Annotated in this window: 25 protein-coding genes and 5 pseudogenes; 8 read left to right on the top strand and 22 right to left on the bottom strand. The window is 45.8% G+C overall.

What is annotated here, in order from left to right; translation table 11 throughout:
* Positions 1-538: 538 nt before the first annotated feature.
* On the bottom strand, positions 539-781 hold the full coding sequence (locus PV433_RS11225; protein ID WP_332072231.1) for an SHOCT domain-containing protein: 243 nt from the start codon (positions 779-781) through the stop codon (positions 539-541).
* A gap of 231 nt (positions 782-1,012) precedes the next feature.
* On the opposite strand from PV433_RS11225, the gene PV433_RS11220 reads away from it, so the two are divergent.
* From PV433_RS11220 to PV433_RS11205, 4 genes and pseudogenes are all read left to right on the top strand, one after another.
* Positions 1,013-1,366: an ArsR/SmtB family transcription factor gene (locus PV433_RS11220; RefSeq protein WP_332072256.1), complete on the top strand. Its 354-nt coding sequence runs from the start codon at positions 1,013-1,015 to the stop codon at positions 1,364-1,366.
* Positions 1,350-3,475: pseudogene (locus PV433_RS11215) on the top strand (heavy metal translocating P-type ATPase). The gene PV433_RS11220 and the pseudogene PV433_RS11215 overlap by 17 nt, the downstream one beginning before the upstream one ends.
* Before the next feature lie 172 nt (positions 3,476-3,647).
* Positions 3,648-3,896, top strand: a complete 249-nt coding sequence (locus PV433_RS11210; protein WP_332072230.1) for a class I SAM-dependent methyltransferase — start codon at positions 3,648-3,650, stop codon at positions 3,894-3,896.
* A 330-nt stretch (positions 3,897-4,226) separates the two neighbouring features.
* Entirely contained in the window at positions 4,227-4,676 is a 450-nt protein-coding gene (locus PV433_RS11205; RefSeq protein WP_332072229.1) for a putative iron-sulfur cluster-binding metallochaperone, read from the top strand.
* 74 nt (positions 4,677-4,750) lie between these two features.
* Here the strand turns inward: PV433_RS11205 and PV433_RS11200 are convergent, their stop codons facing one another.
* The 9 genes and pseudogenes from PV433_RS11200 to PV433_RS11160 form a co-directional block, all read right to left on the bottom strand.
* Complete coding sequence (locus tag PV433_RS11200) at positions 4,751-5,080, bottom strand: four-helix bundle copper-binding protein (RefSeq protein WP_332072255.1); 330 nt, start codon at positions 5,078-5,080, stop codon at positions 4,751-4,753.
* A gap of 242 nt (positions 5,081-5,322) precedes the next feature.
* Positions 5,323-6,633, bottom strand: coding sequence for a cell wall-binding repeat-containing protein (locus PV433_RS11195; RefSeq protein ID WP_332072228.1), 1,311 nt, complete (start codon positions 6,631-6,633; stop codon positions 5,323-5,325).
* 14 nt (positions 6,634-6,647) lie between these two features.
* Positions 6,648-7,532 carry a F510_1955 family glycosylhydrolase gene (locus tag PV433_RS11190; RefSeq protein WP_442951507.1) on the bottom strand — a complete coding sequence of 295 codons (885 nt, stop codon included), beginning with the start codon at positions 7,530-7,532 and terminating at the stop codon, positions 6,648-6,650.
* 137 nt (positions 7,533-7,669) lie between these two features.
* Entirely contained in the window at positions 7,670-7,975 is a 306-nt protein-coding gene (locus PV433_RS11185) for a sensor histidine kinase (RefSeq protein WP_332072226.1), read from the bottom strand.
* Positions 7,962-8,441 (bottom strand): histidine kinase dimerization/phospho-acceptor domain-containing protein, encoded by a 480-nt coding sequence (locus PV433_RS11180; RefSeq protein WP_332072225.1) that lies wholly within the window; start codon positions 8,439-8,441, stop codon positions 7,962-7,964. Before PV433_RS11180 ends, PV433_RS11185 begins: the two co-directional genes overlap by 14 nt.
* The gene (locus tag PV433_RS11175; RefSeq protein ID WP_332072224.1) at positions 8,392-8,739 is read right to left on the bottom strand and encodes a hypothetical protein; all 348 of its coding nucleotides are present in this window, start codon (positions 8,737-8,739) and stop codon (positions 8,392-8,394) included. The genes PV433_RS11180 and PV433_RS11175 overlap by 50 nt, the downstream gene beginning before the upstream one ends.
* Positions 8,736-9,427 (bottom strand): annotated as a pseudogene (locus PV433_RS11170) (response regulator transcription factor). The gene PV433_RS11175 and the pseudogene PV433_RS11170 overlap by 4 nt, the downstream one beginning before the upstream one ends.
* Before the next feature lie 645 nt (positions 9,428-10,072).
* Positions 10,073-10,270, bottom strand: coding sequence for a DUF1259 domain-containing protein (locus tag PV433_RS11165; protein WP_442951506.1), 198 nt, complete (start codon positions 10,268-10,270; stop codon positions 10,073-10,075).
* A gap of 333 nt (positions 10,271-10,603) precedes the next feature.
* On the bottom strand, positions 10,604-11,029 hold the full coding sequence (locus PV433_RS11160) for a multicopper oxidase domain-containing protein (protein ID WP_332072222.1): 426 nt from the start codon (positions 11,027-11,029) through the stop codon (positions 10,604-10,606).
* A gap of 13 nt (positions 11,030-11,042) precedes the next feature.
* Here PV433_RS11160 and PV433_RS11155 point away from each other — a divergent pair.
* Positions 11,043-11,699: pseudogene (locus tag PV433_RS11155) on the top strand (multicopper oxidase domain-containing protein); the annotation flags it as partial.
* A 157-nt stretch (positions 11,700-11,856) separates the two neighbouring features.
* Positions 11,857-13,211: pseudogene (locus tag PV433_RS11150) on the top strand (ISNCY family transposase).
* A gap of 359 nt (positions 13,212-13,570) precedes the next feature.
* Here the strand turns inward: PV433_RS11150 and PV433_RS11145 are convergent.
* The 7 genes from PV433_RS11145 to PV433_RS11115 all read right to left on the bottom strand — a co-directional run bounded on the left by PV433_RS11145 (position 13,571) and on the right by PV433_RS11115 (position 20,733).
* Positions 13,571-14,284 carry a cytochrome c biogenesis CcdA family protein gene (locus tag PV433_RS11145; protein WP_332072221.1) on the bottom strand — a complete coding sequence of 238 codons (714 nt, stop codon included), beginning with the start codon at positions 14,282-14,284 and terminating at the stop codon, positions 13,571-13,573.
* A 30-nt stretch (positions 14,285-14,314) separates the two neighbouring features.
* Positions 14,315-14,776, bottom strand: a complete 462-nt coding sequence (lspA, locus tag PV433_RS11140; RefSeq protein WP_332072254.1) for a signal peptidase II — start codon at positions 14,774-14,776, stop codon at positions 14,315-14,317.
* A gap of 395 nt (positions 14,777-15,171) precedes the next feature.
* Positions 15,172-17,325, bottom strand: a complete 2,154-nt coding sequence (locus PV433_RS11135) for a heavy metal translocating P-type ATPase (protein ID WP_332072220.1) — start codon at positions 17,323-17,325, stop codon at positions 15,172-15,174.
* A 65-nt stretch (positions 17,326-17,390) separates the two neighbouring features.
* Positions 17,391-17,762, bottom strand: a complete 372-nt coding sequence (locus PV433_RS11130) for an ArsR/SmtB family transcription factor (RefSeq protein WP_332072219.1) — start codon at positions 17,760-17,762, stop codon at positions 17,391-17,393.
* Between the two features lie 76 nt (positions 17,763-17,838).
* The gene (gene lpdA, locus PV433_RS11125) at positions 17,839-19,248 is read right to left on the bottom strand and encodes a dihydrolipoyl dehydrogenase (RefSeq protein ID WP_332072218.1); all 1,410 of its coding nucleotides are present in this window, start codon (positions 19,246-19,248) and stop codon (positions 17,839-17,841) included.
* Positions 19,249-19,288: 40 nt separating this feature from the next.
* Positions 19,289-19,927, bottom strand: coding sequence for a CadD family cadmium resistance transporter (locus tag PV433_RS11120; protein WP_332072217.1), 639 nt, complete (start codon positions 19,925-19,927; stop codon positions 19,289-19,291).
* A gap of 143 nt (positions 19,928-20,070) precedes the next feature.
* The gene (locus tag PV433_RS11115; RefSeq protein ID WP_332072216.1) at positions 20,071-20,733 is read right to left on the bottom strand and encodes a class I SAM-dependent methyltransferase; all 663 of its coding nucleotides are present in this window, start codon (positions 20,731-20,733) and stop codon (positions 20,071-20,073) included.
* A gap of 488 nt (positions 20,734-21,221) precedes the next feature.
* On the opposite strand from PV433_RS11115, the gene PV433_RS11110 reads away from it, so the two are divergent.
* Positions 21,222-21,671 carry a putative iron-sulfur cluster-binding metallochaperone gene (locus PV433_RS11110; RefSeq protein WP_332072215.1) on the top strand — a complete coding sequence of 150 codons (450 nt, stop codon included), beginning with the start codon at positions 21,222-21,224 and terminating at the stop codon, positions 21,669-21,671.
* Between the two features lie 77 nt (positions 21,672-21,748).
* Here the strand turns inward: PV433_RS11110 and PV433_RS11105 are convergent, their stop codons facing one another.
* The 3 genes from PV433_RS11105 to PV433_RS11095 all read right to left on the bottom strand — a co-directional run bounded on the left by PV433_RS11105 (position 21,749) and on the right by PV433_RS11095 (position 23,170).
* A complete protein-coding gene (locus tag PV433_RS11105) occupies positions 21,749-22,078 on the bottom strand; it encodes a four-helix bundle copper-binding protein (protein ID WP_332072214.1) in 330 nt (109 codons plus the stop codon).
* Between the two features lie 297 nt (positions 22,079-22,375).
* Positions 22,376-22,669, bottom strand: coding sequence for a hypothetical protein (locus tag PV433_RS11100; protein ID WP_332072213.1), 294 nt, complete (start codon positions 22,667-22,669; stop codon positions 22,376-22,378).
* Positions 22,670-22,681: 12 nt separating this feature from the next.
* Complete coding sequence (locus PV433_RS11095; protein ID WP_332072211.1) at positions 22,682-23,170, bottom strand: hypothetical protein; 489 nt, start codon at positions 23,168-23,170, stop codon at positions 22,682-22,684.
* Between the two features lie 10 nt (positions 23,171-23,180).
* On the opposite strand from PV433_RS11095, the pseudogene PV433_RS11090 reads away from it, so the two are divergent.
* Positions 23,181-23,918: pseudogene (locus tag PV433_RS11090) on the top strand (multicopper oxidase domain-containing protein); the annotation flags it as partial.
* 16 nt (positions 23,919-23,934) lie between these two features.
* Here PV433_RS11090 and PV433_RS11085 read toward each other — a convergent pair.
* Positions 23,935-24,606 carry a recombinase family protein gene (locus tag PV433_RS11085; protein WP_332072210.1) on the bottom strand — a complete coding sequence of 224 codons (672 nt, stop codon included), beginning with the start codon at positions 24,604-24,606 and terminating at the stop codon, positions 23,935-23,937.
* Positions 24,607-25,044: 438 nt separating this feature from the next.
* Positions 25,045-26,118, bottom strand: a complete 1,074-nt coding sequence (locus PV433_RS11080) for a flavin-containing monooxygenase (RefSeq protein WP_442951505.1) — start codon at positions 26,116-26,118, stop codon at positions 25,045-25,047.
* Positions 26,119-26,157: the final 39 nt, after the last annotated feature.

Below are 26,157 nucleotides of genomic sequence, written 5' to 3'. Positions count from 1 at the left end.
CCGAGGCCCGTTAAAAATCCCAATGGAACCCGGCATCTTTCTGGGGTCGCTTGGGATTTAGGGCCGGTGAATCGGGGAAGCCGTATTCATTTATTCGGATTTTGATGACTTTGGATCCAATGGCCATAAAAACGTTCGGCTTTCCGCCAAGACCCCACGCAGCTCTTTCCGGCTGCAGAAGATCCATTCCGCTAAAAAGGCCGAACGAGCCGGTTCAAACCCAAACGTGAACCGCATAAAGCATGTGGAACAAAAAAAGAGCCAGGGCGCGCAAGGCCGTAGCTTAAAAATGGGTAGAATAACCGGAGATGACAAGCCGCCCCTTCATGGTAGGAAAGCGGTATTGGACACTGAACCTCTCACAGCGTATGCCGGTGGCCGTTAGCAACCTATGCGTCTACTTCAAGTCCCCGCTAACCAGCAGCGCCTTCTTATTTATGTCGTAGCATAATTTGGCTCAACACGAGCTGCAACAGTTCAGCCGTCTTGAGCTATCGCGGCGGATACCAACAATTCATCTATGCACAGACATTTTTATTTACTTCAAATCAACGATAGTTTTTCTCATTCGACTATATTCTTCATCGCTCAATTCGCCCTTCACATAACGTTCTTTTAATATCATCAAAGGGCGATCCACAACTCGACTCTTCATCATCAATGATCGAATGACAACATAAACCGTTGCCCCAAGAATAACGATAAAGATCAGCGCCCCGATCCCCATCATAATACACATCATGAACATCATAGAACTATCCATCATCATGCCATCCATCATTGTAAATACCCCCTATGCTTTAAGATTTCAACCTCCTTAAACATTTATTCGTTCAAATGGCTTCCTCCAATAATGTTGTTAGTACGATCTATCCGGAACTTGAATATTTTACTCCTGTTGAGGAATAATCAAAAATTTGAATAACCTAAAGGTTTGTTGTACGATAACAATCAAATGTTCATTTGATTGTAGGGGTGAGGATATGATTAAAAAGTAAAAGACTCATGTGAAATTTACTGTTATGACGAACCTAAAGTCCGAAAAGTACAAATTGCAATTGAAGGACAAAATATTCAAGGTATGGTAAAGCTATTCAAGGTACTGGCTGATGAAACAAGAATGAAAATCGCTTTCTCCCTTTGCGAAGAAGATGAACTATGTGTTTGTGACGTGGCCAACATCATCGGTTCCTCGATGGCAACCGCTTCTCATCATCTCCGGACGTTAAAACAGCTTGGCTTAGCGAAATACCGCAAGGAAGGTAAATTAGTTTTTTATTCACTGGAAGACGATCATGTTCGTCAACTGGTACAGCTTGCTTCTACTTATTCACGGGAGTTGGTCACTAATGGAAAAACAACTTGAACAAACCGAAGATAAAAACGTCTACAGAGTTCAAGGCTTTACTTGTACGAATTGCGCGGGTATTTTCGAGAAAAACGTAAAAAATCTGCCTGGCGTTCGAGAAGCGCAGGTCAATTTCGGGGCAGCGAAGATTACCGTCTATGGGAATACTACAGTTGAAGATTTGGAAAAAGCAGGAGCATTTGAAAGCCTGAAAGTTACCCCTGAAAAACAACGGACGATTGAAAAGAAAAAGCCGTTTTTGCAAGAACATTGGAACGTAGTGCTTTCTGTGGCATTGCTCGTCGCAGGTTACGTTCTGGGCGAGGGAAGCATCTTGGCCGATGTTACTTTTGCGGCCTCTATAATCATCGGCGGTTACGAACTATTCAAAAAAGGACTTAAAAATCTTTTCCGGCTTCAGTTCGATATGAACACTCTTATGACGGTCGCCATTATCGGTGCCGCGGCCATCGGTAAATGGGGCGAAGGTGCGACTGTTGTTATCTTATTTGCGATCAGTGAAGTGCTGGAACGTTATTCTATGGAAAAGGCACGGCAATCCATTCGCTCCCTTATGGATATTGCGCCGAAGGAAGCGCTGATCCGGCGTGGTTCTGAAGAAATGATGGTAAATGTCGATGATATACAAGTTGGCGATGTCATGATTGTAAAGCCAGGGCAGAAGCTTGCGATGGACGGCGTTGTCCTGAAAGGGACATCAACGATTAACCAGGCTGCAATTACGGGCGAATCGGTTCCTGTAACGAAAACGATTGACGATGAAGTATTTGCCGGTACATTGAACGAAGAAGGATTGCTTGAAATTAAAGTAACGAAGCGAGTCGAAGATACGACGATTTCCAAGATCATTCACCTTGTGGAAGAAGCACAAGCGGAACGCGCACCGTCTCAAGCTTTTGTTGATCGGTTTGCGAAATATTATACGCCTGCCGTCATGATCTTGGCGCTAGGGATCGCTGTTATCCCCCCTCTTTTTGCAGGAGCCGATTGGGGCGATTGGATTTATAGAGGACTGGCATTACTCGTTGTCGGCTGCCCGTGCGCATTGGTTATTCAACACCGGTTTCCATTGTTACAGCGATCGGCAATGCAGCGAAAAACGGCGTTCTCATAAAATGGGGTATTCACCTTGAAGAAGCCGGCAGATTATCGGCCATTGCGTTTGATAAAACAGGCACGCTAACAAAAGGGTTTCCAGAGGTCACAAGTTTCATTTCTTTCCGCCGAAATGAAAACGAACTGCTGTCTATCGCGGCGGTCATCGAAAAAGGTTCCCAGCATCCGCTTGCGTCAGCGATTATCCGAAAAGCCGAGCAAGATGGTGCGAATTTGTCGCTCGATGTTACAGAATTCCAATCCATTACAGGAAAAGGCGTAAAAGCGAAAGTAAACGGTGAGTTGTACTACATTGGGAATCCGAAACTTTTTAACGAACTGCACGGCAATATCAACCAAGATACTGCAAATGAAATCGAGGAGTTACAACAGCAAGGAAAAACCGTCATGGTCTTAGGCACAGATCAACAAATCCTTGCCCTTATTGCCGTCGCGGATGATGTCCGGGATTCAAGCAAAAACGTTATTAAAGAACTCCACGGGACTGGTATTAAGAAAACCATCATGCTTACAGGCGACAACCAAGCTACGGCGAACGCAATTGGAAAACAACTAAATGTCGCAGAAGTAAAAGCCGAATTGTTGCCACAAGATAAATTAGATTACATTAAGCAGCTTCGGCAGGATTACGGTAAGGTAGCTATGATCGGCGATGGTGTGAACGATGCCCCTGCCCTCGCGGCCTCAACCGTTGGTATCGCAATGGGCGGCGCCGGAACGGATACAGCTCTCGAAACCGCAGATATCGCTTTGATGGCGGACGATTTAAGGAAGCTGCCCTATACCATTCGTTTAAGCCGAAAAACCCTTGCGATTATTAAGCAAAACATTACGTTCTCACTCGGGATTAAACTGGTCGCTTTGGCTTTGATTATCCCTGGATGGCTCACGTTATGGATGGCAATTTTCGCAGACATGGGAGCGACCCTGATTGTTACGTTGAACAGCCTTCGTTTGCTTAAAATCAAAGGCAAAAAAAATCGGCTATGAATAACTCTTGGAATAAAGTGATTTATCGATTCTGGGCACCCTTCTATGATGTTCTCTTTAATTCCGGGCCTTTTCTCCAGGCCCGGAAAAAGATTTTTTCGAACCTCGACATTAAGCCTAACAGCCAAATCCTTTTTGTGGGCGTCGGGAAGGGCGCAGACTTGGGGTTATTATGGGAAAAGATGTTTCTGTTACTGCAATCGACTTATCACCACAAATGCTTGACAAAGCCAAGAGTAAATATGATTCACCGAACTTTACATTCATGGAGATGGATGCGCAATCTTTGACCTTTTCACCGGAATCGTTCGATATGGTCATGGGGAATCTGATTCTATCCGTCGTTCCCGATCCGGACCAATGTTTTCAAGAAATGATTCGGGTTGACTTGAACTGGGGGGCGTATAATAATCTTAGATAAACTTGTCCCTTCCTCTCAGGAATTGTCCGTAATTAAAAAAATCCTTCGTCCCGTCTTAGCAATGATGGGGACGGACATTAGCCGTCATTTGAACAAATCATAAAACCCTATGAGAGCCATATTCGAGTGGAGGAAGATGTACCAGCCTTATTTAACGGTTTGTATCGAAAAATCTTACTTCGTAAAATGGCATGGTTAAACTCACGGCCAGATGGCAGGTCCACCCTTATTGGCCTTCATTTGGTAAAGGTAAGGTATCTGGGTAAATGACCAAGTAAAAAGAAAGGTTTCTGGAACCTCCCTGAAACCCGGTTAAGGAGTGCATTTTATATGGATTGCTGCGCACCATCCAGCATTGTGGAACCCGCCAAAATCAATTGTCCTTCCTGCGGCGAGAAAGGTAAAAGCGTACCTCTCATTACACTAAAGTCTTTACTTAAAGCTTCATTTTTGGAAACTATCGAGCCAGATAAGCCGTATTATTTCTGTCCAACCTCTTCATGTAATACCGTATATTTCAGTGGTACGCATTCGCAAACATTTGAAGAAGACACCTTGAAAGTACCCGTATTCCAAAAGAACTCTAACCTAGATATACCCGTTTGCTATTGCTTTGATTGGACGAGAGATCGTCTGATTCAAGCAGTTAGCCATAATCAGCAGCCTATTGAACATATAAAAGATCAGGTCCAATCGAATCGCTGTGGCTGCGAAGTAAACAACCCTCAAGGGGCCTGCTGTTTGGGCAATGTTACCGCGTATTTACGAAGTTTGAAATAACGAAAGTGAAGAAATATATGTAAAATCAGCCTATCCCCCGGAATTGGGGATAGGCTGATTTCGTATCGATGTAATTAGCTCGCCATAGCTCTGCAAGCCTTCGCGCAGGAAAAACAAGCTTCGGCACAACGCTGACAATGCTCATGTTCATGCTTTTTGCACTCATTCCCGCATGCTTCGCAAACGTCGGCGCAAATCCGGCAAAGCTCCTTCGCGTAAGAACTGTTATGGGACATCGCTTGTGCTGCAAAAGCACAAATGTCGGCGCACTCTCGATCAAGCCGAATACATTCTTTCATCATCGCTAGGTGCTCTTCATTCAAACAAGCGTCGTAACAGTGATTACATGCCAGCATACACTTTAGACATTCATCGATACAATGTTGAAATTGCTCATGTGACATGGGTTTTGCCTCCATTTCAAATGTGTTCCTTTTATGTTTTACCCAAACGAGCTGATTTGATACACTTACAAACGGTTTTTTCTTAAAGCCAGTCTTACCGCTATATAAAAGGCAACACCTATGATAGCGGCCATGAATAACGCACAAAACAGCATCATAACCCCTGGCCATCCATAATTGCCCATCATCCCCATCATCGTCGGACACCAGCTCTCTTTTAGGAACTTGGGTCGGCCGCATCATCAATGCTTCATGCCCGGCATATTCGTCATATTGCCGCCCTCGGTTGTACCCTCATTTGGATTAGGTGACGGTTCCGTCTTCGTATTGCCGCCGCCATGTCCGCCGTGACCTTCTCCGGTCTCCGATACGATCTCCAGCATGGAATCGATCTCCCCTTGTACCGCGGCTGTCAACGAATCCTCACTACCCGTTAACCAAGCATGATTGTATGGCCCTTCCGTTGGTTCCTTTTTATATTTCGGTTGAACCGACATGACATAGGACATCACCGTATCCGGCAGCTTGCCTTTATCCGTCCAGAGAAGCGCTGCGTGTTTGCCTAAATGCGAGAATGGAGCCGCCGCAAGTGCCAAGGCTGCTGAATCTTTATTGACGAACGAAAAGTTATGGCCCGGTGTTGTAATTCCCCAGCCAAATCCGGTTGCCGAATCTTTATATTTCGCGAAGGCAACAGCATTCGCGTATGGGTCATCGCCCGCAATGCGAACCACTTTCCCGTACTGACCTAATTGTTCTTGAACTTTGGCCGAAATAACCGACTCAGGCCCGAGTAAATAAATATTGGCTTTTCCGCCCCGTGTCTTTAAAGCATCCACGGTTTCTTGTGGAACCTCATCCTTTTTAACATAAAGCAGTGGCTCCGGCATATGAGCAATCCAATTCACCGCTGGCATCGTATATTCTTCGCTGTCCATAGAACCAATGATGACCGAAGGCGGATTTTCCTTCGCGACAGCGGTATAGTAAGCATCTACGGATTTGGCCACGACCGCGGGGTTGCCCCCTGCTATCTTGTCCGTCTTGTAGCCAAGCGCTTTTACCTGTTCCTCTACCTTCGGATCAAGATCCCCGACCAATATGACCTGGGTTCCTTTATTCGCGTCCGTCCCCATCGGATTCAGTCTTTTCAATTCGTTAAGCGTTACATCTGGCACGCTATCTTTATTCACAAATAAAACTGGACCGTTATTCGGGTGATGAATCAAATCTGCGCTGACGAGGGTCGTTTGCCAATCTTTCGGGTTTGCCAGAATAACGCCTCCAGGACGGTTCGCATCACTGGTGGCCATCCACAGCGTTTTCGAAACCAGCACCGCAGCTTCTGCCGGGTCACTTGTGTTAATGCGCGTCGTATTTTTCGAGGCAATCCACGGCGTCGATACCGCACTGGTCGGACTTTGTGCCGAACCGGTTTGCGTACCCATGTTGTTCATATCGTGTGGAGTGGAAGAATTGGATTTGTTAAAGCATCCGGTCAGGGTGAGTACCGTAGCCGCCGAAATGATACTAACTTTCAAGCCTTTTTTCATGTTAAAAAAACCTCCTATTTTAGGTTGATCGTTTTACCTTTCTCTGCAATTTGTATCCATGTAGCGCCGCGATTGGTAGAGAGATAGACATCTTTTGGCTCCGTTGCGAGGGCTAACTCTTTCGGATTCGCCGGATTCTGGACAACATAGGTGATCGTATCCTTGCTTGGCATCTGGATCGCAAGCGATTGTTTGCTCTCTATATTGATTTCAAGCAGTGCAGCATTGGGGCCGGAGGTAGCTGCCAGTACGTTACCGGAATCCGTGAACGTTAGGGCCGAAACCGGTTGTTCCGGTACCAATGGGGTAAACCTCTGACCGTAATCCCTCGTTAGATAGGCGCCTGTTGTCGTGCCAACAGCAGCGATCGATGCATCAGAAGGGTGAGCTGCGATTGCTGTCATCTGCCCTTTGAGGCCGGTTGCAGGACTGTTTGTCCAGGTTTTCCCCTCATCCTTGCTATAAAACAGCCCTGACTGTTTCATTTTGGAGTTAAGTTCCGGGTTCGCCAAGTATAGCGTATGCGTTCGATACCCGGCTGTCATACCGTGTAGATCGACCTCCCCCTCAAGAGCCAGGACCGTGATGGTTTTCCCGTCATTCGTACTTTTCACAAGTCCTAATGGATTTTTATACTTCGAACCCGGTGCTGGATGGCCGCTGCTGTAAAATCCGTCATCTACGGCGGTGAACCCCATACCCTCATTCCATGAACCGTCTGCATATACCTGCAGTCCGTTGTGAACAGGAATGAAAAGCCGTTTTCCGTCTGCGGAGTAACCAAGGCCATGTAGGTGCATAAAAGTGGTACTCGCATTGGAATTTGGCCCTTGCTCTGCCTTTTTCGAGCATGCCGTGATCCCGATCAATAGTACTGTCGCTAGTGCAAGCATCGTCATCTTTTTCAAAAAAATTACCCCCATAACTAAACAAGGGACCTGAATTCAGTTTCCCCCATGTATTTCCAAACCATTCGTTACAAATGAAAGTCATATACAGTGTAATCGATACTTTTGAAGATTCGATGTAGAACGCTCTATTGTCTTTTGGGAAGCCGAATTGTAAAGGCGGCGCCTTCCCGGTTCTCGGCCGAAATTTCCCCGCCGTGGGCTGCAACCAACTCCTTGACGATGGTTAACCCCAGACCACTGCCGCCGGTCTTCCAATTGCGGGACTTATCCCCCCGGTAAAATCGCTCGAACACATAGGGCAAATCCTCCTGCGGGATTCCCGTTCCCGTGTCTTGAACTCGGATCCAAACATGTCCGCTGTCTTCACTCCCCTCAATTCGTACTTCTCCGTGTTGAGGAGTAAATTTCAGCGCGTTGCTAAGCAGATTCACAAGAACCCTGAATCATGCGATCATGATCGACAAAAACCTGAATATGAGGACTTACGGAACACCGTAAATGAACGTTTTTCACGATAGGCAGTAGCAACCAGTTCTTCACCTCTCTCAATAATGGACGCCAATGATTCTTCTTTTCGCAACAATTGAAAACCGGCGACTCTACATGCGTCAGGTCTTCCAACTCTGCCACTAGCTGCGTCAATCGTTCGATTTCTTCGTAGCAGGAATGGATGCGCTCCGGCGTAGGCTCCCAAATCCCGTCTTCCAGAGCGCGCATATGGCTTTTGAGCGTAGCCAAAGGGGTTCTTAGCTCATGCGCGATGTCTTCGGTCATTGTGACACGCAGGTGCTCATGCTGCTGCAGTTGCTCTGCAAGTGTATTTAGCGATGTGCCCAAGTCTGCAAGCTCATCTTTCCCTTGAATGTCCACTCTCGTACTCCATTCCCCGTCCGTCATGCGTTCCGCGACTCGCGTCATATGAATGAGAGGTGCCGAAATTCGTTTTGGCTACATAAAAACCGAGAAATACGGCAAGCACAATCGCGACTATACACGTCCAGTTGATCGTTTGCATCAACGCTTGTTCCAAATGATAATTCAGTTCGGGTAATTCGTGCGTCATACCGGCTTGAGCTTGATACAAGGAGAAATGATAGTGTGTCGTCAAAATGACGCTAATAGTTGAAATCAGGACAATGCCAGCAGCAATCCCGATAATAATCAGAGCCAAACGGGTATGCAGACGCTTATTCATGTTGTTCCTCCTGCAAACCGATAGCCGGTTCCATACACCGTCACAATAAATTTGGGGGACTTGGGGTCGCCTTCTATTTTTTGCCGGATATTTTTTACATGCTGATCGATCGTTCGGCTATCACCGTCAAAATCATAGCCAAGCACACGTTCCACAAGCTCGTTCTCGTGAAAAGTGACGCTGCGGATGCTTGGCTAGGACAAGCAGCAGCTTATATTCATTCGGGGTCAGGTTCACCGGTTGGCCGTCACAGAATACTTGCTGCTTTAACGAATCAATGATAAGTTCCCCTTAATTAAAGGCCAGGCGATCTGCAAGCAAATGGTACTCGTCCGTACGCCGCAGGATCGCCCGAACCCGAGCCACTACTTCGCGTGGGTCAAAGGGCTTGATCAAGTAATCGTCGGCCCCCATGGATAACCCCTTAATCCGATTGTTCTCGGAAACCTTGGCGGTAAGCATCAAAATAGGAACAGAATGGATTTGACGAATCGCTTGGCAAACCTGCTCGCCCTCCATATCCGGAAGCATGAGGTCCAGGATGACGAAATCAATCGATTCGTTTTGCACGCACCGAATGGCCTCGCTGCCCGTTTCGGCTTTCGGTCTGAAAACCGTCTTTTTTCAAGTAGGATACAACCACATCCCGAATTTTCGATTCATCATCAACGACTAATACGGTTTTCATAGTCAACCTCCAAAAACAAATCATATATTCCAACCGCACCAAACAAATTGCGAATTCAAAAGAAAATGGAGATGCCCCTTATCCATTTTCCCCTTCCTGTTTGTTTGTTCATTCCGCATCCGAATCCTGGCGTTGGGAAAATCTCGTCACGTGATACCAGCGATAGCAAGCATAGATGGCAAGTGTCCGTGTAACATGGGACAAACTAAAAACCAACTGGCCCCCCGATCGCCGCGGCTGCATTGACAGCTGGTGCCGGGACGAACGGAAGCAGCCGAGCCGTTAAAACAGCCAGGAACGCATTTCGCTCTAAACCCAGCCAGCATAAATCGGTCCATTCGTTCAAGCTTCATGACGAAACGCCTGCCCCATTTCTTGTAACAAGACAGGAACGGCCAGGAACTGAAATGCACCGGCTACCGTTGAACTGGTCACATTGATTAACGTCCCCAGATTGGCCCATATTGACCGCCCATGATCCCGCGACTGGGGCCGCGCCCAACTTTCATGTTATTAGGAACCCCCGTGAAATTCTTTTGTTTTTAGTATTACCATTGTTTATGAAGAACCTGTGTAAATAAAAAATTAAAAAACCGGCTCCCCTTTGTTGAAAGGAACCCGGTTTACATCCATAAAGAAATCGAATTATTTCAACACCTTGTAAGCTTCTGCCACCTTCCTTGCAAAAGAAAGTGGCTCTTCAACAGAAGTATAATGAGCATAAACTAGATGTGGATTGTCCATTAACCAGTGATTATGCAAGGCGGTTAACATGATTCCGTTTTTTTGAAAATGCCAAGTAAACGGATAAGCTTCTTCCTGAAGAAGTGCCGTCTCCCCCAAGTTTAAGGTCCTTCCTTGTAAATCCATGGATTCAAAAAGACCACATGGAATGAAGAGCAAGTCCGGAATGGCTCGGCCTTCCCAATATATGTTTATCTTAATATGTGGTCGACTCTTTCAACCATACAAACCCCATGTTTTACGTTCGAATCCCCGCCGAGAATATGGGCAAACTCCTGGCAAAGTACGTCCATATCGCGCATGAGGAATCCTCCTCGCTTATTTTTTTATCAGCTTATGCCTACATTCACAAGTCGGTGTACGAAAGGATAAAGAACTAAACCTGTCTCTGCGAACTCCTTCCGTTCTTCAAAAGTTCTACACAGGCTTCGGCTATGATTGATCTACGGGAAATTCAGTTACAGAAAGGAATGAATAAGCTATGAAGCTAGGTTGGAGGCTTAAAAGTATAATGGCAATCGGAGCTTTATCTGTTATATTGGCCGGTTGTTCAGGTTCGATTGGTTGAATGAGCGAAATAGACCAATCCAAGGCGTTCGGTACAGGAACGCCGTGCCAGTGAATTGTGACTGGCTCGGGCAACTGATTTTTAAGATTGACCTTTATCGTATCTCCTTGTTTAATCCGAATTTGCGGTCCAGGAACGGAATTGTTGAACGTCCAAACTGGCAACGTTTTTCCGGGGGCTATTTCCTGATTGCTCGGAGCGGCAATAAAATTAAATTCTTTACCCTTTAACACTACGGACGTTTCCGTTTGAGCATTTGGCGTCTCGCGAGTTTCCTTGGTTCCTTCCATATTCATTTTCGGACCAGGCCAGTCGTTTACGTACGAGTTTAAAGCTGATGTCCCTGGTACCTACTGGTACCACTCGCATCAGGATAGTGTAAATCAATTGGATCGCGGATTGTATGGGACATTCATCGTTGAACCGAAAGAAGGTACCGGCATTGACCGTGATTATACACTTGTCCTCGATGAATGGATGAGCTCCGGGGAAATATCCGGCATGAATATGTCCGGAGGCAACATGTCGGAAATGGATCATAGCAAAATGAATATGGGCAGTTCGGATGGCAAAGACAATAAATCCAGCATGAACATGTCTGGCAATATGTCCAGCATGGATCACAGTACGATGAATATGAGGGACGAAAACAAAGCGTCGACCCAGACCGACAATAGTTCCATGAATATGGGACACGATATGAGCATGTACGATCTGTATACCATAAATGGAAAATCCGGTTCGCTAGTAGATCAGCTCCCTGTTAAGGAAGGAGATAAGGTTAGAATCCGTTTGATCAATGCGGGCTATCTGTCTCATCAGATTCATTTGCACGGACATGAATTCAAAGTTATTGCTACCGACGGACAACCTGTAAACAATCCAGGTATCCTGAAAGATAATGTCGTAAGTATTTCTCCAGGAGAGCGATACGATATTGAATTTGTAGCTAGTTACCCCTGAAAAAATCGAGGCTCGTTTGAAAAAAAGAAAGGAATTCGAACGCTCAAGATGGAAGATGTTGTTGTCGAGGCAACAAATCCATTCCGAGGGGCGAATTCCATGCAAAAAGAATTCCTCAATGTCCCTCAAAAATCCTTCTTTTGAGGTAGTTCAATTGTTAAAAATAAAAAACAACCAACTTACCTTGTGGGACGCGCTGCTGCCCGAACCCCTTCGTAAGTTGCCGGAAGAACTGGCCATCGTAGACGAAATGCTGGATAACCCGTCGTACTTGGCGCCGTTCTTCGATGCGCATCCCTCTCGTCGTGGCAGACCCACCGTTCCGGCGGAGACCTACCTTCGCCTGATGTATCTCAAGCACCGTTACAATCTCGGCTACGAGACACTTGTTCAAGAAGTGAGTGACTCACTCACTTGGCGACGTTTCTGCCGTATTGACCTGGATGCAAAAGTGCCTGACTCGACAACCCTCATCAAAGCACGCAAGCGGTATGGCGACTCCATGACCGAAGCGTTAAACGCGTCCTTACTACAATCGCTACAAGAGAAACAACTCTTACGCACACGTAAGTTAGAACGGACACCACCGTCATCGAATCGGACATTCACCATCCGACGGATGCGACACTGCTTCAAGACGGGATCACGACGATGAACCGTCTCATGAAGCATGTCCGTAAAGTCGCTTCCCATGCCGCGCAAGGCTTTGAGGACAAGAGCCGGGAAGTAAAAAACGGGATCCTTTCCATCGCCAAATTGCTTCGCCGCCGCACCCGGCAATCCTGGGAAGACATTAATGCGATCACGGAAAACGTAGCTGACCTTGCGGAGAGCGTCAGCACGCAGGTCGAACAGGCAGCCGAAGCCATTAAAGAGCGAGGCAAGGCGACTACTTCCCTACTAAAAGGCAAGCTCTCCGCTGCAGCGGCACTAACGCGCAAACTGGTGGCCCAAGCGCGTGAAGTCGTCTCCGGCAATCGCGTCATTCCCGACCGGATCGTGAGTTTCTTTGACCCGGAGGCAAGGCCAATTAAGAAGGACAAACTCGGCAAAACAGTCGAATTTGGCTACAAAGTTCGTATCGACGAAACGGAGAGTGGTTTCGTCACCGGTTATGAACTCTACTCGGGAAATCCATCTGACGATGACTTGCTTCTTCCAGCCATTGAGCAGCATATCGCTCGCTTCGGTGCTGCTCCACACGCCGTTGCAACTGATCGCGGTTTCGCAAGTCGGGCAAATGAGAAGTCGGTTGAAGCGCTTGGTGTTGCCCGCATCAGTCTACCGACCCGCGGGAAAAAGAGCAAGAAACGAAGTGAATATGAGAAGCAACTCTGGTTTCAGGACCTGCAGCGCTACCGCGCTGCAGGTGAAGCGAAGATTAGTTTGCTGAAACGCAAGTACGGCCTAGGACGAAGCCGGTACAGGTGCCTTGCCGGCTCTAAAACCTGGGTCGGCTTTGGAATCTGGGTTCATAACCTCAGAAGGGCCGCCAAAATGGCCAAATAACAGCAAAATGACACTACTGGTGAAGTAACCAGCTCAACCGAGCCCCTTAATCGAGGATATGCCTTTTAGAAAGTGAATTAATCAGGGGTAACTAACTAATCATTTGGAATATGAGATCCCTGACCAAGATTTAAGTTTCAGTATGGTTAACATGCCAAGTATTCCGCATAGCAAGGTGGTTCTGAAAAATGTTAAAAGAAGGATGTAGTATCAATAGACAACATATCCTACCCTGAGTCTGTTGTCTAATGGGGTGACCACTACTTTACATGTGACAGTGGTAAAGCTTCAGTTTTCAACTTTCCCATTTGATGCACCATCCGCTACAAAAGATCGTTGGGACCTATAAAGAAGCCTTATCAAAACCCTGTAAATCCTCCATACAATCGAATTAACCAAATTGTGATTTGGGTCATTTTATCGGTGTACAGCAAAATACCTGTGGCCACCATTAATGCTCCGCCAACCTTCATCATTTGGCTTGAATATTTTAGAATCCACTTTACCTTCCCGATAAAAAAGGCCATAACAAAGAATGGAATACTGAATCCGAAGGAATAAGCAAAGACATACCCTAATGCTTGATCCGGGTTTGTTACGCCGAGTGCAAACACAGCGGAAAGGATCGGTCCGATGCATGGTGTCCATCCCGCCGCATATATCGTACCGACAAGAACAGACCCGAGGTAACCTGTCGGCTTATTCTTCATCTCGAACCGAAACTCTTTCATAAATAATTTAGGTTGAAATATATTTAACATAATGAGACCCATTACAATTACGAAAACAGCCCCTAATTGCCTGATTAGATCTTGATAATCCGAAAACAATCCGCCAATCCAACTTGCAGAGAGTCCTAGAGCAAGAAATATCAATGAAAATCCAATGATAAAAAAGAACGTATGATATAATGCCTGACGGTGAAGATTGGCCTTTCTCTCCGTTAGATCCTTCACAGACACCCCAGTAATGTATGATAAAAATGACGGGTATAAGGGCAGACAGCATGGAGAGATGAAAGACAAAAAACCGGCACCAACAGCAAGCCAAAGTGTAATATCCGAGGTGTTCAAAGTTATCTCCTTTCTACTCTAATCCTTAATTTATGTTTCTATCGCCTTCTCTTTTTTCGATTGTCGAAACGAATGAAGGATAATCAGTGCAGACCCGATTACGATAAAGCAGTCGGCAACATTGAAAATCGGATAATTAAACAATCGGAAATGAAGCATATCGACAACTTCGCCTTTGAGCGCTCTATCGACAAAATTCCCCAAAGCTCCACCCAGCACAAACGACAGTCCAATAGAAAGAAGCGTATTTTCACGATAAACTTTCCTCAAATAAACAAGAAGCCCGATTACAACTATTACCGTCACGAGAATAAAGAATACTCTTTGGTTTTGCAAAATTCCGAAGGCAGCGCCTCGATTTCGATGAGAAGTCAGGTGAAACACGTTTGGAATCAAAGGAATCGACTGACCTAAGCTCATATAGGTAACCACAGCCCATTTCGTCAATTGGTCTGTTGCTAAAGCTAAGACGGCAAGTACATAATATCGCAGCAAATCCATCATCCCCCTGCATAAATCAAATAATAATTTAAATATTAGTTTATACTGAACCTAGTTGTCAAAGTAAGATTTTCCTCATGGTTCAGTCTCTCTTTTCATAAGCATCATCCTTCGGAACAGTTTCTTTATACCAAGGATTAATATTGAGTCTAGCATCACCTTTTGGCATTCCACACCGAGGTATAGAGATATAACATGTCGTCAAGAAGTCGTTGGTTCGCATTCTGGATTCATTTGCGTGTATACTTGATTGCGACTGAATACTACCATTTAGCCGTTACCATACCGTTCGACCAGAATAAAGTCTCAATACGCTGATTTCTGTCGCCACTCCAAGAAGAAAGAGCCAGGGGATTCACCCCCGGCTCTCCCCAAATGTCTGCCCCTTATTCTTTGATTCGCATAAGCCGCAGACCATATAACGCAACCAATAGGGTTGCCCCCATATCGGAAAGGATCGCAATCCAAAGCGTCAACCAGCCCGGAATTACCAGCAGTAAGGCAATAAATTTAATCGCTATTGCAAAGGTAATGTTTGCTTTAATTGTACTCAACGCTTTGCGACTAAGTTTAATTGCAAAAGGAAGTTTTCTTAAATCGTCACCCATTAAAGCAACGTCTGCGGTTTCCAAAGCGGTATCCGTTCCTGCTCCGCCCATGGCAATCCCGACAGTAGATGCAGCTAAAGCGGGAGCATCATTCACACCATCGCCAACCATAGCTACGTTCCCGTACTCGGATCTTAGCTGTTTAATAAAATCTAACTTATCCTGCGGTAGCAGCTCGGCCTGAACATCCGAAACACCGACATGGGAGCCGATCGCACTTGCCGTTCCTTTGTTATCGCCGGTAAGCATGATTGTTTTCTTAATGCCAAGTTGATGTAACTTCTGAATGACTTCCTTACTCGATTCCCTCACTTCATCCGCAACCGCAATCACGGCAAGCATTTCTTTATCCGTTCCAATCACCATGGCCGTCTTGCCTTCATTTTGAAGGGCGGTAACGTTTTGCTCGATAAGATCAGAGCTCGAGGCAAACATTTCCTTAAAGAGCTTCGGACTCCCGATATAATAGGTCGTCCCGTTTACAGTACCCTTAATTCCTTTACCTGTGATCGAGGAAAAGTCATCAACAACTACGTCGGAATAAGAAATGTTCTCCTCCTCTGCTTTTCTCATGATTGCTGAAGCGAGAGGATGCTGGGAGCGATACTCTAACGCCGTGATGATGGACAACAGTTCCTTTTCATTCGCTTGCTTGCTGATTACGTTAAAATCCGTCACAACGGGAACGCCCTTGGTGAGGGTGCCCGTTTTATCAAAGGCAATGGCCTTTAATGCACCCATCTCCTCCAAATAAACGCCGCCTTTGATCAGAACGCCCTTCTTGGCCGCGTTTCCGATCGCGGAAACAATGGATATCGGCGTCGAGATGACCAGTGCGCAAGGACAACCGACAACGAGAACAGCAAGGCCTTGATAGATCCACGTTGCCCAATCTGCACCGAGGAAGAGCGGCGGAATGACAGCAACCAGTGCGGCAATTACCATGATGATCGGGGTGTAATACTTCGCGAATTTTTCAACGAAAGCTTGGGACGGCGCGCGTTCGCCTTGCGCTTCCTCAACAAGATGAATAATTTTAGATATTGTCGTATCCTCGACCAGCTTGGTTACCTTTACCTCCAGCAAGCCTTCTTCATTGAGTGTTCCCGCAAATACATCGTCATCAACCGTTTTCTCAACAGGTACAGACTCGCCGGTGATGGCTGCTTGATTAACGGCGGAGTAGCCGCTTACCACCACGCCGTCCATCGCAATTTTTTGGCCGGGTTTGACGATCATGATGTCTCCGACCGCGATATCATTGACATGGACCATCATTTCTTGCCCGTTCCGCTTCACAAGGGCTTCTTTCGGAGCGATGTCCATCAAAGAACGAATGGATTGCCTGGCCCGATCCATGGAGAAACGTTCAAGCGCTTCGCTAATGGCAAACAGAATGACAACAATCGCAACTTCCGCCCATTCCCCGATAATAGCCCCACCTATAACAGCCACGGTCATGAGGGTTTTCATGTCAAATTCAAAGCGAATTAGATTTTTAAATCCGATTTTAAAGAGTGTAAATCCGCCAATTACCATCGATGCTACAAATAATAATATCGTAACGAGGTTTTCATCCCCATTCACATTGCTGGAAACATAACCAAACAATAATAATAAAGTTGCATTCAATAAAGCGCTATGCTTTTTAAAGAACGGTTCGTTTACTTCTTTTTTGACCTCTTGTGTTGCTTCCCGTACTGATTTTTCTGGGTTTACTTTGAGATTCTCGAAAGCACCGGCTTTTTCAAGTTCTTCTATTGAGGCATTTCCATAAACGGCGATTTTTGAAGCGCCGAAATTCACCTTTGCGTCTTTAACCCCCGGAAGTTGCTTTACATTATTCTCAAACTTCCCTGCACAATTCGCGCAGGTAAAGCCCTCAACTCGATAGACGTTTTGTTTACCCTGAAATGCCTCTTGTTCGGCCAATGTAATGACCTCCTTTGGTAAATGTATAAATTGACTGCTTCGGTATCATCTGACCTTCAAAATATTTATTTTGTCAGCAAAGCAGCTTTTCTTTGATGGTCAATTGCCATACGGATCAACTGCTTCAGTTGCTCATCTTCCAAAGAATAAAACACCAATTTTCCTTCTTTACGATAGTTCGCGATCCCCATATTGCGAAGGAGTCGAAGGTGATGCGAAGTTGCCGCCATACTGGAGCCAATGATGTTTGCCACATCGCAAACACACAGTTCTTGCTCATCGCAAAGGGCATACGCAACCTTTAACCGCGTTTGGTCAGCGAGCACCTTAAAAACTTGGGACATATCTTGAAAATCGTGTTTACTTAATTTTTCCTTGACACGATTAACCTTATGCTCGTCATAACAAAAAATATCGCATGCATCTTGATTCTTCATCTAATCACCTCAATATAATATGCATTTGAATATTATATTATCCTTATGCCATAATTTTGTCAAAGGAAAACACAGGCTAAACATGAATGGGATGGCCAAGAGCAACTTCTGCAGCTTCAGCCGATAACTCCCCAAGTGTAGGATGCGCATGAATCGTAAGGGCTATATCTTCCATTGTCGTTCCCATTTCAATCGCAAGGGCAATCTCCGGAATCAAGTCAGACGCATTTGTGCCTACGATTTGCCCGCCAAGGATCAAACCTGTTTTCTTATCGCCAACCAGCTTGATGAATCCCTCAGACGCACTCAAAGAGAGAGCACGCGCATTTGCCGCAAACGGAAACTTGCCAACCATAATGTCATATCCATTCTCCTTGGCCTCGGGTTCGCTAAGTCCTACGGAGGCAATTTCCGGATCGGAAAACACGACCGCAGGTATCCCTTTATAATCGAAAGCACTTGGCTGGCCAGCTATGGCTTCAGCAACCACTTTTCCTTCGTATGAAGCTTTATGCGCCAGTGCAGGGCCAGGGATAATATCGCCAATCGCATAAATGTGAGGAATGGATGTTCGCCCTTGTTGATCGACTTCGACCAGTCCCCGGTCTCCAATTTTTACCCCAATCCGGTCAAGACCAAGTTCGCCATCAGTATTGGGTCGGCGTCCTACTGTCACAAGAACATAATCGGCCATCACTTGTTGTTCGGTCTGATCTACCGTAAAGGTAACCGTGATTTCATCAGCCGACTGTTGGGCTGATTGAGCCATGGCGTTCGTATATACCGTAACGTCAAGGGAATCAAGATTTTTTTTGACAATCCGGGTAATTTCACTCTCGAATCCAGGCAGAATCGACGGTGAACCTTCCAAAATGGTTACGTTCGTGCCGAACTTCGCGTACATTTGGCCAAGCTCAATACCGATATAGCCGCCGCCGATGACGACCATCCGCTCAGGGATTTCGGTAAGGGTGAGTGCTTCCGTGGAGGATAAAATTCGATTTCCATACGGGAATGCTTTTAATTCAATTGGGCGCGATCCGACAGCAACGATACAATCGTCAAATTGGTATCGGAGCGATTCTTGTTCATTATAAAGACGGGCTTCCCGATCATTTATGAACATCGCCTCTCCTTTGAAGACCGAGATTTTATGCTTTTTGAGTAAGGATTGAATACCCGTTTTGAGGCGATTCACCACTTTCGACTGTTTCCACTGTTGAATCTGTGAAAAATCAATATCAACGCCTTTCGCTTTTAACCCGGATATGCCGCTTTCCAGCATTTGTTCATAACGATGCGCCGCTGATATCAGCGCTTTGGACGGCACGCAACCGCAATTGAGACATACACCTCCGAGTTCCGATTTTTCCACTAGCAACACTTTCTTGCCAAGCTGCGCAGCTCGTATCGCTGCAACATACCCCCCGGAACCACCGCCAATGATCAATAACTCAATATGCTGACTTGCATCCCCTACTACCATTGTGTTTCCCTCCAGTTCGTGATTTCGATATTCGTGAACATTACCCAAACAATTTCAAGAGATATGCAAATGAATCACCATGCAGCATGATCGAAATGCCTAATGCGATAAACACCAGTGGAACAATGACACTTCCGTACTTTTCCAGAATCTTTAGAATGGCTGGGAAGCTTGCCAGCCGATACGCCAGGAAACACCATACCGCGACCATCAAAAGGAACACAATCGCAATGGATAAAAGTGACGCATTCCCCTGGGTCGTAAAATACGGGATGTATATGCCCAGGTTATCCCCCCCGTTGGCAAAGGTAATCGCAGCGACTTTACCAGTTAGTGGTCCAAACAAACGATTGTTTAATGGTTGTGACTTTAGATCGCCCAATTTCTCAAGCGCTTCCTCTGCCTCATCTTCTTCCTCCTTTTTGAGGAACATTCGGATACCGAGATAAATCGGTATCAGCCCGAGAAAACCGGCCCATTCGGGTGGCAAAAATGTAAAACCGAAAGCCCCTAATAGGCTCAATATAACGAGCAATCCGAACCCAAGATATTGCCCTAGAACAACTTGTGTGTGCCGCGCTTTCTCAATCTGTGCGAAAAAGATCATCAGCACAAAAATGTCGTCAACGTTTGTCACGATGAACGTGCCAATAGCGGAAAGAATTAGTGTGAGTGACATTGCGATTTGCTCCATCCAATTGTAGATTTACATGTTCTTATATCCAAATAATTATTTGATTAAACATTACAATTTAACAAAGGTTTACTCCGGCCAGCTATTTGGGGCAGTAGGCGCGAAGCTAACTTCACCGCAATGCTGGCTTATTTCTTCGCTTTGTATAAAGAAAGAGTTCCGTATACTGTCATGAACCTATCCGTCTCTTTAGATTTAGCAAACCCGGCCTTATCGATAATTTGCGGTATCAGGCCATTTACATTATCTGCTGTCGTTTTAAAACCATCGAGGATTTGGATTGAAAGGAACGCAATGCGCATGAGCCGATTTTGCGCCTTTCCCCAATCCGCTATGTGAAGTTCACCTTGTGGTTTAAGTACACGAAAAATTTCTTTTAGTGTTCGGAGTTTATTTTCTAAAGTCAAATGATGAAACATTAGACTTGTGACAACACGATCAAATGAATGATCAGGGTAGGGAAGTTCAAACGACATTCCTTGATTAAATACGATGTCCATTCCCATATCCACTGCTTTTTTCTCTGCAATTTGGAGAACATTCGGATCAATATCGAGTCCGGTCACTTCTGCTTTCGGGTAAGCTTGTTTTAAAAGAAGGGTTAATGTACCGGTCCCGCATCCTAGATCAAGTACTCGCTGCCCCGAACCAACTTGAATTTGTCTAATTAATTTGTTCTTGAAGGTAGACTCCCTCATTGTCCATCGTAATATCGGATCATAAAATGATGTAAGCCAATGAAAACGTAGTGCAGGAATAAAATCTGTTTCTGTATCTTTCCTTTTACTCATCTTTTCCCTCAATTCTAGCCGTATGGCCATGTGATAACATAGTGTATCGTTTTACATTAGTTCAAACCAAAAGCGATAACAAACATTGCCTAAGTAGCAGGACGCATTACATCTTTATCATGTCTTAAGTATTTTTTCCTTCTAGTGCAAGTTGTACCTTTCCGACTTTAGGCTTGTCATAACAATAAACATGAGTCCTTTACTTTCTCGCTTATATCCTCACCTCAACAATCAAATGATATTTTGATTACTATAATACAACAAACCCAGAGGTTATTCAAACATATATTTGATTATTCCTTGATGTCAGAAAAAGTATTCAAGTTCCGAAAATATTTTTGGTATCGGAACTTCAATACGACCACACTACTCAATTGCCATGTTTTATAAGAAGAGATAAACTAACATTAGCGGTATCTAGGTACCAAGTAAAAAGAGGAAAAGGTTTCTGGAACCTCCCTGAAACCCGGTTAAGGAGTGCATTTTATATGGATTGCTGCGCACCATCCAGCATTGTGGAACCTGCCAAAATCAATTGTCCTTCCTGCGGCGAGAAAGGTAAAAGCGTACCTCTCATTACACTAAAGTCTTTGCTTAAAGCTTCCTTTTTGGAAACTATCGAACCAGATAACCCGTATTATTTCTGTCCAAACTCGTCATGTAATACCGTATATTTCAGTGGTACGCATTCGCAAACATTTGAAGAAGACACCTTGAAAGTACCCGTATTCCAAAAGAATTCTAACCTAGATATACCCGTTTGCTATTGCTTTGATTGGACGAGAGATCGTCTGATTCAAGCAGTTAGCCATAATCAGCATCCTATTGAGCATATAAAAGATCAGGTCCAATCGAATCGCTGTGGCTGCGAAGTAAACAACCCTCAAGGGGCCTGCTGCTTGGGCAATGTTACCGCGTATTTACGAAGTTTAAAATAACGAAAGTGAAGAAATATATGTAAAATCAGCCTATCCCCCGGAAGTTGGGGGGATAGGCTGATTTCGTATCGATGTAATTAGCTCGCCATAGCTCTACAAGCCTTCGCGCAAGAAAAACAAGCTTCGGCACAACGCTGACAGTGCTCATGCTCATGCTTTTTGCACTCATTCCCACATGCTTCGCAAACATCGGCGCAAATCCGGCAAAGCTCCTTCGCGTAGGAACTGTTATGGGACATCGCTTGCGCAGCAAAAGCACAGATGTCGGCGCACTCCCGATCCAGTCGGATACATTGTTTCATCATCATAAGGTTCTCTTCATTCAAACAAGCGTCATAACAGTGATTGCATTCCAGCATACACTTTAGACATTCATCGATACAATGTTGAAATTGTTCATGTGACATGAGTTTTGCCCTCCATTCCAAATGTTGTTCCTTTTATGTTTTACCCAAACGAGCTGATTTGATACACTTACAAACGGGTTTTTCTTAAAGCCAGTTCTTACCGCTATATAAAAGGCAACACCTATGATAGCGGCCATGAATAACGCACAAAACAGCATCATAACCCATGGCCATCCATCATAATTGCCCATCATCGTCGGACACCTGCTCTCTTTTAGGAACTTGCAGTCGGCCGCATCATCAATGCTTCATACCCGGCGTGTCATATTGCCGCCCTCGGTTGTACCCTCACTTGGTTTAGGTGATGGTTTCCGCCTTCGTATTGCTGTCGCCATGTCCGCCGTGACCTTCTCCAGTCTCCGATACGATCTCCAGCATGGAATCGATCTCCCCTTGTGCCGCGGCTGTCAACGAATCCTCACTACCCGTTAACCAAGCATGATTATATGGCCCTTCCGTTGGTTCCTTTTTATATTTCGGTTGATCCGACATGACATAGGACATCACCGTATCCGGCAGCTTGCCTTTGTCCGTCCAGAGAAGCGCTGCATGTTTGCCTAAATGCGAGAATGGAGCCGCCGCGAGTGCCAAGGCTCGGAATCCTTATGACGAACGAAAAGTTATGACCCGTGTTGTGATTCCCCAGCCAAAACCGGTTGCCGAATCTTTATACTTCGCGAAGGCCGCGGCATTCGCATATGGGTCATTGCCCGCAATACGAACCACTTTCCCGAACTGACCTAATTGTTCTTGAACTTTGACCGAAATAACCGACTCTGGCCCGAGCAAATAAATATTGGCTTTTCCGCCCCGTGTCTTTAAAGCATCCACGGTTTCTTGCGGAACCTCATCCTTTTTAACATAAAGCAGCGGCTCCGGCATATGAGCAATCCAATTCACCGCTGGCATCGTATATTCTTCGCTGTCCATAGAACCAATGATGACCGAAGGCGGATTTTCCTTCGCGACAGCGGTATAATAAGCATCTACGGCTTTGGCTACGGCCGCCGGGTTGCCCCCTGCAATCTTGTCCGTCTTATAGCCTAGCGCTTTTACCTGTTCCTCTACCTTGGGATCAAGATCCCCGACCAATATAACCTGGGTGCACGGACATGAATTCAAAGTTACTGCTACCGACGGACAACCTGTAAACAATCCAGGTATCCTGAAAGATAATGTCGTAAGTATTGCCCCAGGAGAGCGTTACGATATTGAATTTGTAGCTAGTAATCTGGGCCAATGGTTGATCGAGGACCATGGCGACAAAGCTGCTGTTAAAGGGATGAAAGCCACGATTGCTTATGAAGGAGCTCCCGCCGGTTCCGACAAAGCGAATGAAGCAGAAAAGCTGACGGCTGTCGATATGAGCCGTTACGGCCAAGCAGGCAAAGCCAATTTTTCGTTAGATCAGAAGTATACGTTGGAATACACGATGAATTTGAATACCGAAATGAAAAACGGTGAAATGGTCTACACCATAAACGGAAAAACGTTTCCGGAAACTGAACCGATAAACGTCAAAAAAGGAGATACCGTCAAGGTTCGCCTTGTCAATAACTCGAAAACTGACGACCATCCGATGCACCTGCACGGTCACTTCTTTCAAGTGCTAAGCAATAACGGGAAACCGCTTGAAGGATCTCCGATCATAAAGGATACGTTGAATTTGAAGCCGGGCGAAGAATACGTTGTCGCATTCGAAGCAGATAATGAAGGGAACTGGATGTTCCACTGTCATGATCTACATCACGCTTCTGCCGGCATGGTAACGGAGCTGAAATATACAGACTATAAGACCAATTTTGTTGCAGACCCGAATGCAGGGAATAAACCGGAATAATGGTCAGGGGATGGCTTCAAGCCATCCCCTGATTCCTATTCTCTGCATCGTCTTTTGAAGCAACAGGCGATTGCTTGTTCCGTCCACTTGCTCCCTCATACTCCCTCACTCGCCGGTAAAACGTCGGTTTTTTCATACCAATTCTTCGCATTGCCTCGGTTGCCGTGATTTGCCCTCCTTTCCATTCCCGGTATGTTCGGATAAACTTATCGTCAATTTCCTGCCTTGGCCTCCCGAACGTTACGCCATCCGCTCGGGCAACTTCGATCCCTTCCGCCTGCCGCTGCCGGTTCTTTTTCCGTTCCTGCTCGGCCACATATGCCAGCAGGCTTAAAAACTGGTCCTCCATGACTTTGCCGAAATCACCCATTTGTTTGAACTTTCGGGAATCGAACAGCGTTTCGTTATCCAGACATACGATGTCTGCGCCGATCTCCCGCGTAATAGCTTTCCATTCGGCAATTATGCCGTCGTAATCTCGGCCCAGCCGATCCAGCGCATCCAGGTAAACCAGGTCACCCTCTCTAATCATCAGACGCATTGCCTGATAGCGCGGCCGCTCAAAATCCTTGCCGCTCTGCTTGTCAACAAATATGTATCTTTCATCGACGCCCAGCTCCCGGAACTTGACGAGCTGCCGTTCCAGATTTTGGTCTTTTGCCGATACCCGTCCATAAGCCAGCTTCAAGTACCCCCACTCTCCCCTAATTACGTCTCAAAATGTAGTCGTTTGAAACGAAACGTTTCTAAAGTGATTTTAATACATTTTGACACGCATAAACAGAGCAAAAAAATATGTATCAAAAAGCATGCTTTCTGACACAGTCTGAACCCCAAAAAGCCGTCGAAGTAATCGACGGCCAATTTAGGTATAACATGTGTAGTACTCACTTTTCTATTTCCCTTTGGAACGAGAAAAAGCAGGCATGGAGCGTGCTGCAGAGCTCCCAAGCCGAATTGGGGGTGGGAACGTTCTGAGTGCGAAATGAGTTGTATAGAAACAATAATCGAAATACGTGAGCTTACCAAAACATTCGGCAGTTTTACGGCGTTGGATCGGATCTATCTATTTAGTTTTACGAAACTTAGGAAATAAAACAAGTTGCCACTATCAATCGGCAGCCATTCAAAAAACTAGCTGGTCTTGACCCCGAGCTACATATTCGTATAGGAATCTAGCATCCTCCCCTACTCCGCCGATCAGAGCCGATCCGCGGCGGTTTTGCCAAGGGAGCCCCAAGAAAAACAATCCTTCTATGGGGCTTACGCCGCGTCGATGAACAGGCTTTCCACTGGGTTGAACGACGCCAGGAATGTGAATCCAGCCATAATCGGAGATGAAGCCGGTCCCCCAAATCACATTGTCGACCTTTAATTCGCTCTGATCCTGAAACCAAATGGTACGGCCGGCTGCCTTAACTGCACGCGGCTTCGTGAGGATCACGCGCCGATCGGATAAGATTTTCAATTCCTTGCCGAAAATCGGATCCGGTTGTTTGCTTAACCAACGTCCAAATGGCGACGAAATGGTGGCTTTCATAACTCCCGACTTATGAAACCACCAAAAAATACTTTTGCCGGCCAGTTCTACAGGCATAAACTTCGGTTGATGGCCCATGGAGATCAACACGTCGCGAGTTTTGGATAGCTCTACCGCAATTTGAGCTCCCGAATTACCGGCTCCCACTACCAGTACGTTTCCTTCCTTCAGTTGCTTGGGATTGAGATAGCTCGACGTGTGCACCTGATAAACGTCATTCGATAGGGAATTTGCCATACTCGGGATGAAAGGTTTTTGAAAAGGTCCTGTCGAAACAATGACTTTCTTGGCCAAATAAATGCCCCGACTTGTTAGCGCTTTGAAACCATCGGGCGTCTTCTCCAGTCTAAGTACCTCTGTCTGCAAATGAACAGGAAGCTGAAACGTCCCCGCATAAGTTAGTAGATAGTCGGCAATTTCATCCTTCGTTGCATACCCGCTGGAGAAGCCTTGAAGATCTAATCCGGGCAACGAACTGAACCAACGTGGTGTAAATAATATTAAGGAATCGTACCGATTGCGCCAAACCTCACCAATTTGGCTTCCTCGGTCGATGATGGCGAAGGTAAGTGAAGGCTGATGCTTGCTCAAATAATGTCCCATTGCGAGGCCGGCTTGACCGGCCCCGATTACCAAAACGTCTACATTCAGTTCAATCATATTATCCCATCCTAATATAGGAAACCGCGAAAGCTCCCT

Origin of the sequence: Paenibacillus sp. GYB004, assembly GCF_036577605.1 — a bacterium.
Classification (GTDB): domain Bacteria; phylum Bacillota; class Bacilli; order Paenibacillales; family NBRC-103111; genus Paenibacillus_AB; species Paenibacillus_AB oceani.
This window is presented reverse-complemented; position numbering and strand designations above follow the sequence as displayed.

Excerpts from the sequence above, each read along its gene's own strand:
- PV433_RS11115 (WP_332072216.1), bottom strand. The coding sequence starts at position 20,733 with ATGAGTAAAAGGAAAGATACAGAAACAGATTTTATTCCTGCACTACGT.
- PV433_RS11195 (WP_332072228.1), bottom strand. The coding sequence starts at position 6,633 with ATGAAAAAAGGCTTGAAAGTTAGTATCATTTCGGCGGCTACGGTACTC.
- PV433_RS11130 (WP_332072219.1), bottom strand. The coding sequence starts at position 17,762 with ATGAAGAATCAAGATGCATGCGATATTTTTTGTTATGACGAGCATAAG.
- PV433_RS11160 (WP_332072222.1), bottom strand. The coding sequence starts at position 11,029 with ATGGAAGGAACCAAGGAAACTCGCGAGACGCCAAATGCTCAAACGGAA.
- PV433_RS11225 (WP_332072231.1), bottom strand. The coding sequence starts at position 781 with ATGATGGATGGCATGATGATGGATAGTTCTATGATGTTCATGATGTGT.
- PV433_RS11200 (WP_332072255.1), bottom strand. The coding sequence starts at position 5,080 with ATGTCACATGAGCAATTTCAACATTGTATCGATGAATGTCTAAAGTGT.
- PV433_RS11180 (WP_332072225.1), bottom strand. The coding sequence starts at position 8,441 with ATGACGGACGGGGAATGGAGTACGAGAGTGGACATTCAAGGGAAAGAT.
- PV433_RS11175 (WP_332072224.1), bottom strand. The coding sequence starts at position 8,739 with ATGAATAAGCGTCTGCATACCCGTTTGGCTCTGATTATTATCGGGATT.
- PV433_RS11210 (WP_332072230.1), top strand. The coding sequence starts at position 3,648 with ATGGGAAAAGATGTTTCTGTTACTGCAATCGACTTATCACCACAAATG.
- lpdA (WP_332072218.1), bottom strand. The coding sequence starts at position 19,248 with ATGGTAGTAGGGGATGCAAGTCAGCATATTGAGTTATTGATCATTGGC.
- PV433_RS11190 (WP_442951507.1), bottom strand. The coding sequence starts at position 7,532 with ATGACGATGCTTGCACTAGCGACAGTACTATTGATCGGGATCACGGCA.
- PV433_RS11080 (WP_442951505.1), bottom strand. The coding sequence starts at position 26,118 with ATGATTGAACTGAATGTAGACGTTTTGGTAATCGGGGCCGGTCAAGCC.
- PV433_RS11110 (WP_332072215.1), top strand. The coding sequence starts at position 21,222 with ATGGATTGCTGCGCACCATCCAGCATTGTGGAACCTGCCAAAATCAAT.
- PV433_RS11105 (WP_332072214.1), bottom strand. The coding sequence starts at position 22,078 with ATGTCACATGAACAATTTCAACATTGTATCGATGAATGTCTAAAGTGT.
- PV433_RS11120 (WP_332072217.1), bottom strand. The coding sequence starts at position 19,927 with ATGTCACTCACACTAATTCTTTCCGCTATTGGCACGTTCATCGTGACA.
- PV433_RS11205 (WP_332072229.1), top strand. The coding sequence starts at position 4,227 with ATGGATTGCTGCGCACCATCCAGCATTGTGGAACCCGCCAAAATCAAT.